The 15,810-nt window shown below is 71.5% G+C and carries 17 protein-coding genes and 1 tRNA gene; 5 read left to right on the top strand and 13 right to left on the bottom strand.

Features of this window, described 5'->3' with window-relative positions; genetic code table 11:
- The first annotated feature begins 445 nt into the window (after positions 1-445).
- Together BLW85_RS22925 and BLW85_RS22920 are read left to right on the top strand one after the other, a co-directional pair.
- On the top strand, positions 446-742 hold the full coding sequence (locus BLW85_RS22925; RefSeq protein WP_070026351.1) for a hypothetical protein: 297 nt from the start codon (positions 446-448) through the stop codon (positions 740-742).
- Positions 742-1,593, top strand: coding sequence for a Crp/Fnr family transcriptional regulator (locus BLW85_RS22920; RefSeq protein WP_070026352.1), 852 nt, complete (start codon positions 742-744; stop codon positions 1,591-1,593). Before BLW85_RS22925 ends, BLW85_RS22920 begins: the two co-directional genes overlap by 1 nt.
- 502 nt (positions 1,594-2,095) lie before the next feature.
- Here BLW85_RS22920 and BLW85_RS22915 read toward each other — a convergent pair.
- A tRNA-Tyr gene (locus BLW85_RS22915) sits at positions 2,096-2,177 on the bottom strand.
- Between the two features lie 223 nt (positions 2,178-2,400).
- Between BLW85_RS22915 and BLW85_RS22910 the strand changes: the two genes are divergently transcribed.
- Complete coding sequence (locus tag BLW85_RS22910) at positions 2,401-2,889, top strand: YajQ family cyclic di-GMP-binding protein (protein WP_070026353.1); 489 nt, start codon at positions 2,401-2,403, stop codon at positions 2,887-2,889.
- 81 nt (positions 2,890-2,970) lie between these two features.
- On the opposite strand, the gene BLW85_RS22905 is transcribed toward BLW85_RS22910, so the two are convergent.
- Complete coding sequence (locus tag BLW85_RS22905; RefSeq protein WP_074993002.1) at positions 2,971-3,237, bottom strand: GlsB/YeaQ/YmgE family stress response membrane protein; 267 nt, start codon at positions 3,235-3,237, stop codon at positions 2,971-2,973.
- Positions 3,238-3,497: 260 nt separating this feature from the next.
- Here BLW85_RS22905 and BLW85_RS22900 point away from each other — a divergent pair, with 260 nt between their 5' ends.
- Positions 3,498-3,899: a YccF domain-containing protein gene (locus BLW85_RS22900; protein ID WP_074996172.1), complete on the top strand. Its 402-nt coding sequence runs from the start codon at positions 3,498-3,500 to the stop codon at positions 3,897-3,899.
- A gap of 139 nt (positions 3,900-4,038) precedes the next feature.
- Complete coding sequence (locus BLW85_RS22895; RefSeq protein ID WP_079172393.1) at positions 4,039-4,590, top strand: DoxX family protein; 552 nt, start codon at positions 4,039-4,041, stop codon at positions 4,588-4,590.
- A 33-nt stretch (positions 4,591-4,623) separates the two neighbouring features.
- Here BLW85_RS22895 and htpX read toward each other — a convergent pair whose 3' ends face one another.
- From htpX to BLW85_RS22840, 11 genes are all read right to left on the bottom strand, one after another.
- Entirely contained in the window at positions 4,624-5,487 is an 864-nt protein-coding gene (gene htpX / locus BLW85_RS22890) for a zinc metalloprotease HtpX (RefSeq protein WP_070026355.1), read from the bottom strand.
- Positions 5,488-5,632: 145 nt separating this feature from the next.
- Positions 5,633-7,159 (bottom strand): NADH-quinone oxidoreductase subunit N, encoded by a 1,527-nt coding sequence (locus BLW85_RS22885; protein WP_074993001.1) that lies wholly within the window; start codon positions 7,157-7,159, stop codon positions 5,633-5,635.
- The gene (locus BLW85_RS22880; protein ID WP_074993000.1) at positions 7,156-8,754 is read right to left on the bottom strand and encodes a complex I subunit 4 family protein; all 1,599 of its coding nucleotides are present in this window, start codon (positions 8,752-8,754) and stop codon (positions 7,156-7,158) included. Before BLW85_RS22880 ends, BLW85_RS22885 begins: the two co-directional genes overlap by 4 nt.
- A 6-nt stretch (positions 8,755-8,760) precedes the next feature.
- The gene (locus tag BLW85_RS22875) at positions 8,761-10,755 is read right to left on the bottom strand and encodes an NADH-quinone oxidoreductase subunit 5 family protein (protein ID WP_074992999.1); all 1,995 of its coding nucleotides are present in this window, start codon (positions 10,753-10,755) and stop codon (positions 8,761-8,763) included.
- Positions 10,752-11,126 (bottom strand): NADH-quinone oxidoreductase subunit NuoK, encoded by a 375-nt coding sequence (nuoK, locus tag BLW85_RS22870; protein ID WP_070026359.1) that lies wholly within the window; start codon positions 11,124-11,126, stop codon positions 10,752-10,754. The genes BLW85_RS22875 and nuoK overlap by 4 nt, the downstream gene beginning before the upstream one ends.
- Complete coding sequence (locus BLW85_RS22865) at positions 11,126-11,746, bottom strand: NADH-quinone oxidoreductase subunit J family protein (protein ID WP_074992998.1); 621 nt, start codon at positions 11,744-11,746, stop codon at positions 11,126-11,128. Before BLW85_RS22865 ends, nuoK begins: the two co-directional genes overlap by 1 nt.
- The gene (locus BLW85_RS22860; protein WP_070026361.1) at positions 11,743-12,297 is read right to left on the bottom strand and encodes a NuoI/complex I 23 kDa subunit family protein; all 555 of its coding nucleotides are present in this window, start codon (positions 12,295-12,297) and stop codon (positions 11,743-11,745) included. Before BLW85_RS22860 ends, BLW85_RS22865 begins: the two co-directional genes overlap by 4 nt.
- Before the next feature lie 2 nt (positions 12,298-12,299).
- Positions 12,300-13,268: a complex I subunit 1/NuoH family protein gene (locus BLW85_RS22855; protein ID WP_074992997.1), complete on the bottom strand. Its 969-nt coding sequence runs from the start codon at positions 13,266-13,268 to the stop codon at positions 12,300-12,302.
- Positions 13,265-14,728: an NADH-quinone oxidoreductase subunit C gene (locus tag BLW85_RS22850; RefSeq protein ID WP_074992996.1), complete on the bottom strand. Its 1,464-nt coding sequence runs from the start codon at positions 14,726-14,728 to the stop codon at positions 13,265-13,267. Before BLW85_RS22850 ends, BLW85_RS22855 begins: the two co-directional genes overlap by 4 nt.
- Entirely contained in the window at positions 14,725-15,336 is a 612-nt protein-coding gene (locus BLW85_RS22845; RefSeq protein WP_070026364.1) for an NADH-quinone oxidoreductase subunit B, read from the bottom strand. The genes BLW85_RS22850 and BLW85_RS22845 overlap by 4 nt, the downstream gene beginning before the upstream one ends.
- Positions 15,327-15,746, bottom strand: a complete 420-nt coding sequence (locus tag BLW85_RS22840) for an NADH-quinone oxidoreductase subunit A (RefSeq protein ID WP_070026365.1) — start codon at positions 15,744-15,746, stop codon at positions 15,327-15,329. Before BLW85_RS22840 ends, BLW85_RS22845 begins: the two co-directional genes overlap by 10 nt.
- Between the last annotated feature and the right edge of the window lie 64 nt (positions 15,747-15,810).

Raw genomic sequence — 15,810 nt, 5'->3', positions numbered from 1 at the left:
CTCACTCGTTCAGGGTCTTCATCTTCTGAAGTGTCCTCGCAGGTCGGAGGCGTCTCCTCGTGGTCGGGGCCCTCCGGGGCACCACCCCCAGAGGAAGCCCCGACAAGCTGCGCTGGACCGGCCAGGCACAACGTCAGCTCCGTTGAATGTAACGGCGGGACGGTCAGAACCATTCCCTAAAGATCGGGAATCTCAAGAGTTACCCGTTAGTAATCCCAGAATTTTACGGAAATGGTTCTTCGCTTCGACACCACAGAGGGAAGACCTGCAAATCCCTGTCCCAAGGGTGACATTTCCGTGCCACACCGATCGTGCTATATCCTGCCCGATCAAGAGCGTTCCCTCTTATGCCGTACCTCACCAGTCCGGCTGGGGTTCCCTTATGTCCACGTCGCACCGCTGGACCGGCCATTACCTCTGTACAACTTCAGAAGGAACCGAAGGAATGGACTTCCTTACGGCCGCGGTCATGATCGTCGCGATCATGGCCGCCACTGCCGTCCTCACCGTCAAGCTCCTGTCGTCCGCGCCGGCGCGCATCGCGGCCGTCCTCACGGCGATCACCGCGTTGTTCGCCGTCATCCCGCACGTCATCCAGCCGCTCTCCCCCGCCGCGCCCGCGCCGACGCCGTCGACCACGGCGGACGCGACACCAGTCCAGTCGGCCGACACCGCTTCGGTTCCCTTCTCCAGCCGCCCGACAGGGCCCTCCGGCACCAGCGGCACCGGGGGTGCTTCCTGATGGATCGGGCAAGACGCGAGCGCGAAGCAGCAGCCGGTGGCGCCCGCACCAAGGGAACGCTGCAACGCATGGTCCTCGGCAACTCCGTGTACACCTTCGACATGGAGACCGGCCGAGTGGGCCATGGCCTGTCCGGCTCGCGCGCTCTGCGCGGGCTCATCGACCTCAACCCGTTCCTGTCCGAGCTCCCGAGGCCCACTCGTCAGGAGTTCGCCAGCACCTTCACGACTCGATCGAGCAGCCGCAACGACCAGTTGAGGGGCTCCGTGGGCTCGACGGTCCACGTAGTCCTCTCCGGCTGCGTGTACGAGGAGTCCTCCTACGGCGAGGACACGACGGTGCGGCTCCATGGCGCCGGCGCCGTGCTCGGTGTCGCCGAGGTCTTCAGTCCCGAACTCCACGCGCCCACGGCGCGCTGCCTCAACAGCACGCTCACCCTGGCCGTTCCGCTGTCCCGCATGCGCGGCATCGTCGAACACAGCTCGGTCATCGCGGCCTCGCTCGGCAAGGTGCTGGCGGATCAGCTCCTCGTCGCGGAGCGGGTCTACAACCGCCGGAGCCTGCTCCCGGAGCAGCGGCTCGCCGGCCTCTTCGTGCACCTCCTGGACCGGTGCGCCGTGCCGTGCACGACGTACGGCCGGATGATCGAAGGGCCTTCGCAGGGAGACCTTGCCGACGCCTTGTCGGTCAGCCGGGCCACTGTCGAGAATGCCCTCAAGGTCCTCCGGGACCGCAACCTCGTCACGACCGGATATCGCCGTTACCGATTCCCGAATGAGAGGGAACTCGCCTCCTTCGGCAGGGTCCGCACACTTTCTCAGACCGTCACCGGGGCGACTAAAGTTCAATAGTCAACGTTCCGCTTCTCCTTCGCGCCTCTGGAAAGAACCTTCCAGAGGCGTTTTTACGGCCACCCCCTTCACTCGCGATCACACATGATCGATAATTGCCTTGACGTCGAGATAAGCAGCGTTCATGCCAGAGCTGCCCGAGGTCACTTTTATTTCGCTTTGGCCGCTTCAAATGCATTTATCCTTTGCGCATTCGCGGCAAGTGACGTACGTCACTGGTACCAGGCTGGGACATGGCCGGGGGCCGTGCCGCCGTCGACGAACGGCGACCGAGCCGGTCGCCCCACCCAGTAGAGCCCGAGGGAGCCCGGATCGTTGCTGGGAACGATCCTGAGATCGGCCCCTCCCCTCCGGGAGGGACCCGAGGCATACGCGCCTGGCGTCTGGAAGCGAGCGAGATGGGCGAGACACGGCCGCCCCCGTCCGGGCGACTCGTCCCCCGACAACGAGAAACCCCCTCTGACCAGGTCATCGACCTGATCAGAGGGGGTTTCCCTCCGTGTGGCGGCGCCAGGATTCGAACCTGGGAAGGCTGAGCCGGCAGATTTACAGTCTGCTCCCTTTGGCCGCTCGGGCACACCGCCGGGTTTGCTGCCATTCGAACCCGCTTGCGGCGGTGTTCCCCGGCAACGACGTAAACAATACCCGATCCACGGGGGTGCTTCGCCACCCGGTTGATCTCCGGCTGTCGGGTCCGGGGGTGGCTAGGCTGGTGCGGATGCGGCCCGGCAGGATGCCGGGCCCGGCGGCCGCCGCCGCACACGCCGGTACGCATGACACGCACCCCGATACAAGGAGCCACAGGACATGGCCGACTCCAGTTTCGACATCGTCTCGAAGGTCGAGCGGCAGGAGGTCGACAACGCCCTCAACCAGACCGCCAAGGAGATCTCCCAGCGTTACGACTTCAAGGGCGTCGGCGCCTCGATCTCGTGGTCCGGGGAGAAGATCCTCCTGGAGGCGAACTCCGAGGACAGGGTGAAGGCCGTCCTCGACGTCTTCGAGTCCAAGCTGATCAAGCGCGGCATCTCGCTGAAGGCGCTGGACGCGGGCGAGCCCCAGCTGTCCGGCAAGGAGTACAAGATCTTCGCGACGATCCAGGAGGGCATCTCCCAGGAGAACGCCAAGAAGGTGGCGAAGATCATCCGCGACGAGGGCCCCAAGGGCGTCAAGGCCCAGGTGCAGGGCGAGGAGCTGCGGGTCAGCTCCAAGAGCCGCGACGACCTCCAGACCGTGATCGCCCTCCTCAAGGGCAAGGACTTCGACTTCGCGCTGCAGTTCGTGAACTACCGCTAGGAAGAAGGAAGAAGGGTGGGCGTCCCTCGCGGGAGCCCACCCTTCCGTGCTGCCGGGGCCGGTCGTTGCGGAGTGTGCCGATCAGTCGCGGGAGTTGCCGAAGACCAGGCGGTAGGCGATCAGCAGCACCAGGGAGCCGCCGATGGCCGCGGCCCAGGTGGGGCCATCGAAGAAGCTCCTGCTGATCTCGTGGTGCAGCCAGCGGGACGAGATCCAGCCGCCGATGAACGCGCCGGCGATGCCGATGACCGTGGTGCCGAGCAGGCCGCCGGGGTCGCGTCCCGGCAGCAGGAACTTGGCTATGGCGCCGGCCAGCAGCCCCAGAATGATCCAACCGATGATGCTCATGCCGCGATCCCTGCCCCTTCGTGCCCTGCGCGCACTGTGGCCGGCGTGAGATCTCCGTGAAGATCGGCGGCCCGCCGGCGCGCTTCCGTGCCGTCTCGGGAGGGAGGACGCCGGGGGGCCGGGACGCGGTTGCCCGCGGGTTCGTACCGGAATGTTCCCGATCCCGCTACAACGGCGTCGCCGTGCTCCCCCGTCCCCCGACCGGCTGATACTTGTGGCAGCAGGCAAGACCGGCGGAGCGACCTGGAGAGGTGCCGATCATGAAGGTGTTCCACCTGCTGCTCAACATCCTGTGGCTGGTGTGCTGCGGCCTCTGGATGGCGATCGGCTATCTGATCGCCGCGCTGATCTGCTTCGTGCTGATCGTCACCATCCCGTTCGGCATCGCCTCGCTGCGCATCGCCGGGTTCGTCCTCTGGCCGTTCGGCCGGACCACCGTGGAGCGGCGGGACGCCGGTGCGGGGTCGGTCATCGGCAACGTGATCTGGGTGGTCTTCGCGGGCTGGTGGCTCGCGCTCGGGCACCTGATCACCAGCATCCCGCTGTTCCTGTCGATCATCGGCATCCCCTTCGGCTGGGCCAACCTGAAGCTCGTCCCGATCTCCCTGATGCCGCTGGGGCGTGAGGTCGTCCCCACGGACCGGGCCTTCGGCGCCCGCTGACCCGCGGGGGGGGGGCGGCCGCGCTGATCGATGTGCGCCGGCGCCGCCCCTCCGGAATCATCGGGGGCAGGAGGCAGGGGGGCGACGCCTGTCCAGGCTTGGGGGAAGTGCACACCCGGCATCCGTACGGAGTCCTCAGATGCCCAGGCACCACACCGAGACAGCGACCACCGCCGCGCCCGCCGGAAAGCGGGCCCGCCACGCGGGCGTGACCGCCGCCGACGGGGGGCTGCTGCTCCTCCGGCTGGCCTTCGGTCTGCCGCTCGCCGGGCACGGCGCCCAGAAGCTCTTCGGGCTGTTCGGCGGCCGGGGGCTGACCGCGACCGGCAAGGGGTTCGAATCCCTGGGCTACCGCCCGGGCAAGCTCTTCGCGGCCATCGGCGGCCTCTCCGAACTCCTGGGCGGCCTCGGGCTCACCCTGGGGCTGTTCACCCCGCTCGCGGCCGCGGCGATCGTGGGCGTGATGATCAACGCCATGGTGACCGTGACCGCCGCCCACGGGTTGTGGGTCGACAAGGGCGGGGTGGAGTACAACATCGGCATCGCCGTCGTCGCCCTCGCCGTCACCGCCATCGGCCCCGGCCGGCTGGCCCTGGACCACTATCTGCCCTGGGGCAGAGGAGGCTGGCCGCACGCGGCCCTCGCCCTCGGTCTCGGCGGCCTGGGAGCGGCCCTGGTGCTGGCCCTGTGAGCCGCGCGGAGGCCCGGCTCGCGGCGGGGAGGCTCAGAGCCGGCGCCCCGCCATGTTCTCCAGGCGGGCGATCCGCTCCGCCATCGGCGGGTGCGTGGAGAACATCTTGGACACGCCCTGCCCGGGGCGGAACGGGTTGGCGATCATCATGTGGCTCGCGGTCTCGATCCGGGGCTCGGGCGGCAGCGGCAGCTGCTGGGTGCCGACCTCCAGCTTGCGCAGGGCGCTCGCGAGGGCCAGCGGGTCCCCGGTGAGCTGGGCGCCGGACGCGTCCGCCTCGTACTCCCGGGAGCGGCTGATGGCCAGCTGGATCAGCGAGGCGGCGATCGGGCCCAGGATCATGATCAGCAGCATGCCGACGAGGCCGGGGCCCTCGTCGTCGTCCGAGCGGCCGACCGGGATCAGCCAGGCGAAGTTCACCAGGAACATGATCACCGAGGCGAGCGCGCCGGCCACCGAGGAGATGAGGATGTCCCGGTTGTAGACGTGGCTCAGTTCGTGCCCGATGACGCCGCGCAGCTCGCGTTCGTCCAGCAGGCGCAGGATGCCCTCGGTGCAGCACACCGCCGCGTTGCGCGGGTTGCGGCCCGTGGCGAAGGCGTTGGGGGCCTCGGTCGGGGAGATGTACAGCCGGGGCATGGGCTGGCGGGCCTGCGTGGACAGCTCGCGCACCATCCGGTACAGCCCGGGCGCCTCGAACTCGCTCACCGGGCGGGCCCGCATCGCCCGCAGGGCCAGCTTGTCGCTGTTCCAGTACGCGTACGCGTTCGTCCCGAGGGCGACCAGGAGCGCCACGATCAGACCGGTGCGCCCGAAGAAGCTGCCGATGACGATGATGAGCGCCGACAGCCCCCCGAGGAGTACTGCGGTCCTGAGCCCGTTGTGCCGGCGGTGCACGGTACGCCCTCCAAGTGGTACAGCAGGGAACCCTTCGGTCCAGTGGACCCTCCCGCTCTGGTCAACGCCAGGCGGCGGTGACAAGTTCCCAGGTGGGCAGGGTCACGCGCGGGGGCCGGACGGGTGAAGGGGTTCCCGTGCCTCCTCAGAACAGTCCGGTGGCCGCGAACCGCAGCACCAGCTGGGGCGCCCCCGACAGGGCCACGCCCGCCACCCCGGTGAGGGCGATCGCGGCGGTGAGCGGGGCCGGGACCCGGTGCCGTGCCGCCTCGCCCTCGGGGGCGCGGAAGAGCACGGCCGTCCACTGGAGGTAGTAGAAGAGCGCGATCACCACGTTGACGGCCATGACGACCGCGAGCCAGCCCAGGCCCGCGTCGACGGCCGCCGAGAACACGGTGACCTTGGCGAACAGCCCGATGACGCCGGGCGGCAGGCCGGCCAGGCAGAGCAGGAAGAAGGCCAGCAGGAGGGCGGTCAGCGGGTTGGTGGCGTACAGGCCCCGGTAGTCGGAGATCCGGTTCGCGGCGCGGCCGCGGCCCACCACGGCGGCCACCGCGAACGCGCCCAGGTTCACGGCGGCGTACATCAGGGCGTACGCGACCGTCGAACCGATCGCCTTCTGCGCGTCCCGGGCGTACCCGGCGGCCGCGATCGGCACGAGGAGGTAGCCGGCCTGACCGACGGAGGACCAGGCGAGCAGTCGTACGGCGCTGTGGGCACGGGCGGCCTGCTGGCGCAGCGCGCCGAGGTTGCCGACGGTCATGGTGAGCGCGGCCAGGACGGCGAGCGCGGGCCCCCACACATCGGCGTACGAGGGGAACGCGACGACGGTGACGAGGATCAGGCCGGAGAAGCCGACCGCCTTGCCGACGACCGACAGGTAGGCGGCGACCGGCAGCGGCGCGCCCACGTAGGTGTCGGGCACCCAGAAGTGGAAGGGCACGGCGGCGGTCTTGAAGGCGAAGCCGATCAGGGTGAGGACGACGCCGGTCTGGGCCAGGGTGTGCAGCTGGCCGCCGGTGTGCGGCAGGCGCTGGGCGACCTGGGTGAGGTAGAGGGAGCCGGTGGCGGCGTAGACGAAGCTGACGCCCATCAGGCTGACCGCGGTCGCGGTGACCGAGGACAGGAAGAACTTCAGGGCGGCCTCGGAGGACCGTTTGTCGCCGTGCCGGATGCCGACCAGGGCGAAGGCGGGCAGCGAGGCGACCTCCAGGGCCACGATCAGGGTGGCCAGGTCGCGGGCGGCGGGCAGCAGGGCGGCGCCGGCCGCGGAGGACAGCAGCAGGAACCAGAACTCCCCTGCGGGCACGCGCCGCCGGTCGTCATCGACGTTCGTGATCGACAGCAGGGCCGCGAGCAGGGCGCCGCCGAGGACCAGGAGCTGGATGACCAGGGTGAAGCGGTCGGCGGTGTAGCTGCACGCGCGCGGGGTGCCGGTCAGGCAGAAGGTGGCGCGGTCGCCGCCCAGGAGCGGCAGCAGCATCAGCGCGGCGGCGGCGAGCCCGGCGACCGAGATCCAGCCGAGGACGGCCTTGCGGGCCTCGGGCAGGAACAGGTCGGCGACGAGCACGGCGAGCGCCACCACGGCGGCGATCAGCGGCGGCGCGACGGCGAGCCAGTCGACGGACTGGACCAGTGAACCGGCGGACTCGGCAAGGGGCTGGGGGCTCATCGGGTGCCTCCTGCGAGGAGCTGGTGCACGGCCGGGTCGGTCAGGCCGAGCAGGGCGCGCGGCCAGAGTCCGGCGACGACGGTGAGGGCGACGAGCGGGGTCCAGGCGGCGAACTCGTAGCCGTGCACGTCGGCGAGCCGGTGGCCCGGGCCGTCGGCGGTGGGCCCGGCGGTCTCCTCGGCGGCGCCCATGCAGACCCGGCGGACCACGATCAGCATGTACGCGGCGGTCAGCAGGGTGCCGAACGCGCCGATCGCCATGAAGGTGAGGAAGGCCGGGCGGCCGAGGCCGGCGGCGGGCTTGAACGCGCCGAACAGGGACAGCATCTCGCCCCAGAAGCCGGCGAGTCCGGGCAGTCCGAGGGAGGCGACGGCGCCGAAGGCGAGCAGTCCGCCGAGGCGCGGCGCCCTGCCGTACAGGGCGAGTCCCGTCTCCTTGGCCAGCGTGTCGAGGTCGGTGGTGCCGGTGCGGTCCTTCAGAGCGCCGACCAGGAAGAAGAGCAGGCCGGTGATCAGGCCGTGGGCGACGTTGGCGAACAGGGCGCCGTTGACGCCGGTCGGGGTCATGGTGGCGATGCCGAGGAGGACGAAGCCCATGTGGCCGACGGAGGAGTAGGCGATCAGCCGTTTGAGGTCGCCCTTCGCGCCCCGCCTGGCCAGGGCCAGACAGGCCAGGGAGCCGTAGACGATCCCGACGACGGCGAGGGCGGCGAGGTAGGGCGCGAACGTGCGGAAGCCGTGCGGCGCCACCGGCAGCAGGATCCGTACGAACCCGTACGTGCCCATCTTCAGCAGCACCCCGGCCAGCAGCACCGAGCCGGTGGTCGGTGCGGCGGTGTGGGCGTCGGGCAGCCAGCTGTGCAGCGGCCACATCGGGGTCTTGACCGCGAGCCCGAGCCCGATCGCCAGTACGGCGACGACCTGCACGGACGCGGTCAGGGACCGGCCGTTGTCAGTGGCGAGTGCCACCATGTCGAAGGTGCCGGCCTTGATTCCGATCAGGAGCAGGCCGAGCAGCATGACGACGGAGCCGAGAAGCGTGAACAGGATGAACTTCCACGCGGCCCGGGCCCGCCCCTCGCCGCCCCAGCGGGCGATGAGGAAGTACATCGGGATCAGCACGGTCTCGAACGCGAGGAAGAACAGCAGCAGGTCGAGCACGGAGAAGGTCGCGAGGGTGCCGGTCTCCAGCAGGAGCAGCAGCGCGACGAACGCCTTCGGGGACGGGCCCGCGGGCGGCTTGAAGTACGAGTAGAGCGCGCACAGGAAGGTCAGCAGCGCGGTCAGCACGACGAGGGGGAGGGAGATGCCGTCGATGCCGAGGTGGATCCGCACGTCGAGCGCGGGGATCCAGCTGATGTCGGTCGTGGCCTGCATCCTCGACGGATGGTGGTGGTCGAAGCCGAGCGCGAGGACGACCGCGGCGGCGAGGACCACTGCGGTCACGGTGACACCGTGGCGCAGCACGGCCTGCTCGGGTGACTTCCCCTTCAGCCCGGGCGGGGCCGGCAGGAGAGCGGCGGCGGCGCCGAGGAGCGGGCCGACGACGACGAATGCCAGAAGGAACTGCATCACGGACTCGTTGATATCGATCACGCCTGCTCACGCTCCCGTGGCGACGAGGACGACGGCGACCGCGAGGACGACGGTGCCGGCGAGCAGCGCGCTCACATAGGTCTGCACATTGCCGGTCTGGGCGCGGCGTACGGCGGCCCCGAGCAGCCGGGGCAGCGCGCCGGCGGCGCCGACGTAGGTGTCCACGACCTCGCGGTCGAGGAACCGGACGAGGCTCGCCCCGGCCCGTACCGGGCGGACGAACAGCGCGTCGTAGACCGCGTCCAGGTGGAAGCCGACGGCCGCGTGCCGGTGCAGCGGGCCGAGCAGCACCCGTCCGGGGTCCGCCGGGTCGGGGGCGTAGGCGATGTCACCGTAGGCCGGGGTGTGGGTGGCGATGGCCTCGGCCTCGACCCGTCCGGGGTCGGCCCCGGGGTGGGCGGCGACCGCGCCGAGCGGGGGGCTGACCAGGTTCCGGGTGGTGCGCTGCCACACGCCGTAGGTGAGCAGCCCGCCGGCCACGGCGAGGCCGGTGCCGAGGACGGAGGTGAGCGCGGTCGGGGCCAGGGACCGGCCGTCGAACCAGCCGGGCAGCGCCCGGTAGGCGAACCCGCCGAAGGCCAGCGAGGGGATCGCGAGGACCCACAGCACCACGGTCATGGTCAGCGGCCGGCGGCCGTGGTCGGGGACCTCGGCGCCCCGGCCGTGGAAGGCCAGCAGCCACAGCCGGGTGGCGTAGGCGGCGGTCAGTACGGCGGTGACCAGTCCGGCCACCAGGACCAGCCAGCCGGCCGCGCCGGGCACGTGCGCGGTGTGGCCGCCGGCCGCGTGCTCGGCGGCGCCGAGGACGGACTCCTTGGAGAAGAAGCCGCTGAACGGCGGGATCGCGGCGAGCGCGAGCAGTGCCACGGTCATCGTCCAGTAGGCGTCCGGGACGCGGTCGCGCAGTCCGCGCATGCGGGACATGGCGGCCAGCGAGTTGGTGCCGGCGGCGTGGATGACCACACCGGCGGCGAGGAACAGCAGCGCCTTGAAGGCGCCGTGGGACAGGAGGTGGAAGACGGCGGCACCGCGGTCGCCGACGGCGAGGGCGCCGGTCATGTAGCCGAGCTGGCCGATGGTCGAGTAGGCGAGGACGCGCTTGATGTCGTCCTGGGCGAGGGCGGCCAGCGCAGAGCCGGTCATGGTGACGGCGGCCATCACGGCCAGCACCAGCATCGCGGCCCCGGATGCCTCGAACACCGGGAGGAGGCGGGCGACGAAGTAGACGCCGGCGGCGACCATCGTGGCGGCGTGGATCAGCGCGGAGACGGGTGTCGGGCCCGCCATGGCGTCCGGCAGCCAGGTGTGCAGCGGGAACTGCGCCGACTTGCCCGCCACGCCGGCGAGCAGCAGCAGGGCGACGACGGTCGGGTGGTGCAGGCCGCCGCTCGCGACGGTGCCGAGGACGCTGGTGATGCGGAACGAGCCGGCGTCGGTGGCGAGCGCGAACAGGCCGATCAGGAACGGCACGTCGCCGAGCTTGGTGACCAGGAACGCCTTGAGGGAGGCGGCGCGGGCCTCGGGGGTCTCCCAGTAGTGCCCGACCAGGAAGTAGGAGCAGATGCCCATGACCTCCCAGCCGACCAGCAGCACGATCAGGTCGCCGGAGTAGACGACGAGCAGCATCGCGGAGGTGAACAGGGAGACGAGGGCGGCGTACGAGGGGTAGCGCGGGTCGTGGCGGAGGTAGCCCGTGGAGTAGATCTGCACGCAGGACGCGACGAAGGCGACCAGGATCGCGACGAGCGCGGCGAAGCCGTCGATGTGCAGGGCCAGCTCGACGGGGACCGAGCCGGTGGGGGTCAGCTCCGTGTGGGCGTCCAGGGCCGGTCCGCCGCCCTGGCGCACGGCGACCAGCGCGGCCGGCACCAGCGAGGCCAGCGGGGGCAGCACGGCGAGCGGGCGGACGAAGCCGGGCGCGGTGCGGCCGAGGAGCAGTCCGGCCGCGGCACCGAGGAAGGGCAGCAGGGGGACGAGTACGGCGAGGGTGGTCGTGGTCACGCGGTGGCCTCGGTCTTCTCTGCCGCGGCGGCACCCGGCTCCGCGCCGTCGGGGCGCTCGGCGGTGTCGCGGAGCTTGTCGATGTCGGAGGTGCCGCGGTTGCGGTACACGGCGAGCACGATCGCCAGGCCGATGCCGATCTCGGCGGCGGCGATGGCGATGGTGAACAGGGTCAGCGCCTGGCCGGAGTGCAGGGTGTCGCGGGCGGCGCGGCTGAGCCAGACGTCGAAGGCGACCAGGTTGAGGTTGACGGCGTTGAGCATCAGCTCGACCGACATCAGCACCAGGATCGCGTTGCGCCGGGCGAGGACGCCGTACAGGCCGGTGCAGAACAGGAGGGCGGAGAGTACGGCGGGGTAGACGAGGTGCATCAGCGGGCGCCGTCCTTCCCGGCGGAAACGGGTGCCGGCGTGCCGTCGGCCGCCGCGGCGTGGCCGGCGTCTGCCCCGGCCTTGGCCTTGCGGGACAGGACGATGGCGCCGACCAGGGCGGCGAGGAGCAGCACGGACAGCGCCTCGAAGGGCAGCACCCAGTACCGGAACAGGCTCGCGCCGGTGACGTGGGTGGCGCCGGCGGCCGGTCCGGTCAGGTCCATCCAGGTCGTGCGGAAGGCGTCGACGACCACCCACACCAGGGCGACCGCGGCGGCGAGGGCGACGCCGAGGGCGGCCCAGCGGTTGCCGGAGTCGGCGTCCGGTGAGCGGCCGATGGGCGCCCTGGTGAGCATCAGCCCGAACAGCAGGAGGACGACGACGGAACCGACGTAGATCAGGACCTGCACCCAGGCGATGAACTCGGCGGTGAGCAGCAGGTACTCCACGGCGAGTCCGCCGAGCGCGACCACCAGCCACAGGGCCGCGTGCACCAGTTGCCGGGTGGTGACGGTGATCAGCGCGGCGCCGAAGGTGACCAGGCCGACCAGGAGGAAGGCGATCTCGACACCGGTCGGCGAGAGGAAGCCGTGCGGGGCCGCGGCGAGGGCGGGGCTCATGCGTCGCCCTCCTCGGACTCGGCCTTCCGCGCGGCGGCGAGCTTGTCGGCGGCCTTGCGGGCGGCGGCGATCTCCTTCGGCTCCTCCGCGCCCGGGTCGAGGGCGGGCGGCGCCGGGACGGTCCACATCCACTCGCGGAGCTTGTCGCGCTCATGGGTGAGGTCGCGGATGTCGGTCTCGGCGTACTCGAACTCCGGGGACCAGAAGAGCGCGTCGAAGGGGCAGACCTCGATACAGATGCCGCAGTACATGCACAGCGAGAAGTCGATGGCGAACCGGTCGAGGACGTTGCGGCTGCGCTCACGGCCGCCGGGGGCGGCGGGCGGGACGGTCTCCTTGTGGGAGTCGATGTAGATGCACCAGTCGGGGCACTCGCGGGCGCACAGCATGCAGACCGTGCAGTTCTCCTCGAACAGCCCGATCACGCCCCGGGTGCGGGGCGGCAGTTCGGGCAGGGCGTCCGGGTACTGCTCGGTGCCGTGCTTCCGTGTCATCGTGCGCAGGGTGACGGCCAGGCCCTTGGCGAGTCCGGAACCGGGAATCGGAGCCATGGTTAGCTGATCACCACCTTGACGATGCCGGTGAGGGCGATCTGGACGAGGGAGAGGGGCACGAGGAGGGTCCAGGACAGCTTCTGGAGCTGGTCCTCGCGCAGCCGCGGGTAGGTGACGCGCAGCCAGATGACGACGAAGGCGAGGACCGCGGTCTTCAGCAGGGTCCAGACCCAGCCGAGCCCGCCGTCGCCCCAGGGGCCGTGCCAGCCGCCCAGGAAGAGAACGGTGGTCAGGCCGCACAGCACCACGATGCCGGCGTACTCGGCGAGCAGGAACAGGGCGAAGCGCAGGCCGGTGTACTCGGTGTACGCGCCGAAGATGATCTCCGAGTCGGCGACGGGCATGTCGAACGGCGGGCGTTGCAGCTCGGCGAGTCCGGCGACGAAGAAGACGACCGCGCCGATGATCTGCCAGGGCAGCCACCACCAGTGGAAGGCGTGCAGGATGCCTTGCAGGGAGACCGTGCCGGCCGCCATCGCGACGGAGGCCGCGGCGAGCAGCATCGGCAGTTCGTAGGCGAGCAGCTGGGCGGCGGTGCGCAGGCCGCCGAGCAGGGAGAACTTGTTGGCGCTGGCCCAGCCCGCCATGAGCGAGCCGAGCACGCCGACGCCCATCACGGCGAGCGCGAAGAACACACCGGCGTCCAGGGCCTGGCCGACGGCGCCCTCGCCCGGGCCGATGGGGATGACGAGCAGCACGAGCAGGTAGGGCAGCAGGGCCACGGCGGGCGCGAGCTGGAAGACGCGGCGGTCGGCGTCCGCCGGCACCACGTCCTCCTTCTGCGCGAACTTCACGCCGTCCGCGATCAGCTGGGCCCACCCGTGGAACCCGCCCGCGTACATCGGTCCGAGCCGCCCCTGCATATGGGCCATCACCTTGTGCTCGGTCTGCCCCACCACCAGCGGGAAGACCAGGAACACCAGGAACACCGCGACGACCCGCAGCACGACGTCCAGCACACCGCTCACTGCGGGCCTCCTGTCGGGTCGGTCGGCGGGTCGTCGGGGGTGTCGGGGTCGTCCGGCGTGCCGGGGGTGCCGGGAGCGGGTTCGCTCCCGTCCCGGCCGGGGTCGGGCCGGGGCTCGGGTGAGGGTGAGGTCTGCGACTCGGCCGCCTCCGGAGCCGGACCCGACTCGGGCGAGCGCGGCTCGGAGGAGGCCGACTCGGACGAGCCCGGCTCGCGGGAGGCCGGCGTGGGCCGCGGTTCGGCCGGGGCGGTGGGGGCCGTCGCGTCGGTCTGCTCGCGCTGCTCCTGGTCGTCGAAGGCCGGGCGGGCGTGGTGCCACGGGGCGTCGGAGCCGCGCGGGGCCGGGCGGCGGGCCGGGCCGGTCTGGCCGGGCGTCGGTTCCGTCGGTTCCGTGGCGCGCTGGGAGGCCGAGCCCTGGGAGGCGGTGCGGTTGCGACGGGGGCGGGCCGGTGCCGGACCGGGCTCGTGCGCCACCGACGCCTCCGCCGCGGGACCCTCGGTCCGCGCGGTCCGCGCGGCGTCCCCGTCGGCCGCGGCCTGCTTCCGCTCCGCCGCGTCCTCGCCCCGCGCCGCCGCCGGCGCCTGGCTCACCGAACCCTCGCTCGCGCTGCGCATCCTGCGGGGACGCGCCGGGGCGGCCTCCCCCGCCGGTGCCTGACTCGCCGAGCCCTCGCTCGCACTGCGCATCCGGCGCGGGCGGGCGGGAGCGGCGCCCTCGGCCGCCGCCGTCTGACTCGCCGAGCCCTCGCTCGCGCTCCGCGTCCGGCGCGGGCCTGCCGGAGCGGCGCCCTCGGCGGGACCGGGCTGATGCGCCGAGCCCTCCGCCGCCGTGCGGGCGCGGCGGACCGGGCGGTCTCCGGAGGCGCGGGCGGGGCGGGCCGGGGCGGGGGGCAGCTGTCCCTTGAGGGGGCCCCACTCGTTGGGGTCGGGGACGCCCGGCGGCAGCATCTGGCGGCGCTTGGGTCCGCCGTGCTCGGACTCGCCGGGCTCCTTGGCGCCGGGCCACGCCTTGGCGACCCGGGCGGCGAGGACGAAGTCCTTGCGCAGGGGGTGGCCCTCGAAGTTCTCGGGGAGGAGCAGGTGTTCGAGCGAGGGGTGGCCCTCGAAGGTCACCCCGAACATTTCGTGCGTCTCCCGCTCGTGCCACGCCGCGCCCGCGTACACGCCGACGGCGGACGGCAGGACCGGCGCCTCGTGCGGAACCGTCGTGCGCAGCAGAAGGCGCCGCACCGGGTGCAGGGCGACCACGTGGGCCGCGACGCGGAAGCCGGCGCCGGGTTCGTCCACCGCGCTGAGCCAGTCGAAGTAGGTGCAGGTCAACGTCGTACGGGCCGTCTCCAGGGCGTCCAGCCAGGCGGACGGCGGGACGTCCACGGTCAGGACCTCGTACGACTCCTCGGCCACCGCCTCGGGCCCGAAGAGTTCCCCGGCGGGGGCGGGCAGCCAGCCGGCCGTGCTCATCGCGCGTCCCCCTCGGAACCGTCTCCCGCCGGGGCCGGCGGCCGCACCAGACCGCTCTGCAACGCGGCCGCCGACGGACGCCCGGCGCCGGTGCCGTACCGCTCCCCCAGCGACTCGGCCGCGATCTTCTCCTGGAGCTTGAGGATGCCCTGGAGCAGCGCCTCGGGGCGCGGCGGGCAGCCGGGGACGTACACGTCCACCGGGATGATCTGGTCGACGCCCTTGGTGACGGAGTACGAGTCCCAGTACGGCCCGCCGCAGTTGGAGCACGCGCCGAACGAGATGACGTACTTCGGCTCGGGCATCTGTTCGTACAGTCGCTTGACGGCCGGGGCCATCTTGTCCGTGACCGTGCCGGAGACCACCATCAGGTCGGCCTGACGGGGCCCCGGCGCGAAGGGGATGACGCCGAGCCGGATGAAGTCGTGGCGGGCCATCGACGCGGCGATGAACTCGATCGCGCAGCAGGCGAGGCCGAAGTTGAAGACCCAGAGCGAGTAGCGGCGGCCCCAGTTGAGGACCACCTTCATGGGCTCGGGGGCCAGACGGGCCAGCGCGCCGAGCCGCTTGGGCTCCGGGAGGTACACGGGGTCCGGGGTCACGTCCATGTCAGGACGCCCTTCTTGTATGCGTACAGCAGGCCCACGGCGAGGAAGCCGAGGAAGATGAACATCTCCACGAGGGTCGTCGCGCCGTAGCCGGGGGCGGCGAAGACCGTCGCCCAGGGGAACAGGAAGACCGAGTCGACCGCGAAGATCACGTACAGGAAGGCGTAGACGTAGTAGCGGACCTGGGTGTGGGCCCAGCCCTCGCCGACGGGGTCGACGCCGCACTCGTAGGTCAGGAGTTTCTCCGGGGTGGGCACCACGGGGCGCAGCAGCCGGCCGGCGCCGAAGGCGACCGCGACGAACAGCACGCCGACGACGGCGAGCAGTCCCACGGCCGAGTACGACCGGAAGTAGCCGGCCGCGATGACGTGCGCCGTGGCGGCCGTCGAGTCCCCCAGCGTCTCCCGCACGGTCCCGCTCCTCGCTCCCTGACCTCGTGACCTGTACGCACGGGAGTCTAGGCCCTGATAAAGA

Origin of the sequence: Streptomyces misionensis, assembly GCF_900104815.1 — a bacterium.
GTDB lineage: Bacteria > Actinomycetota > Actinomycetes > Streptomycetales > Streptomycetaceae > Streptomyces > Streptomyces misionensis.
Note: the sequence above shows the minus strand (reverse complement) of the source record. Positions and strands in the feature narration are given on the sequence as shown.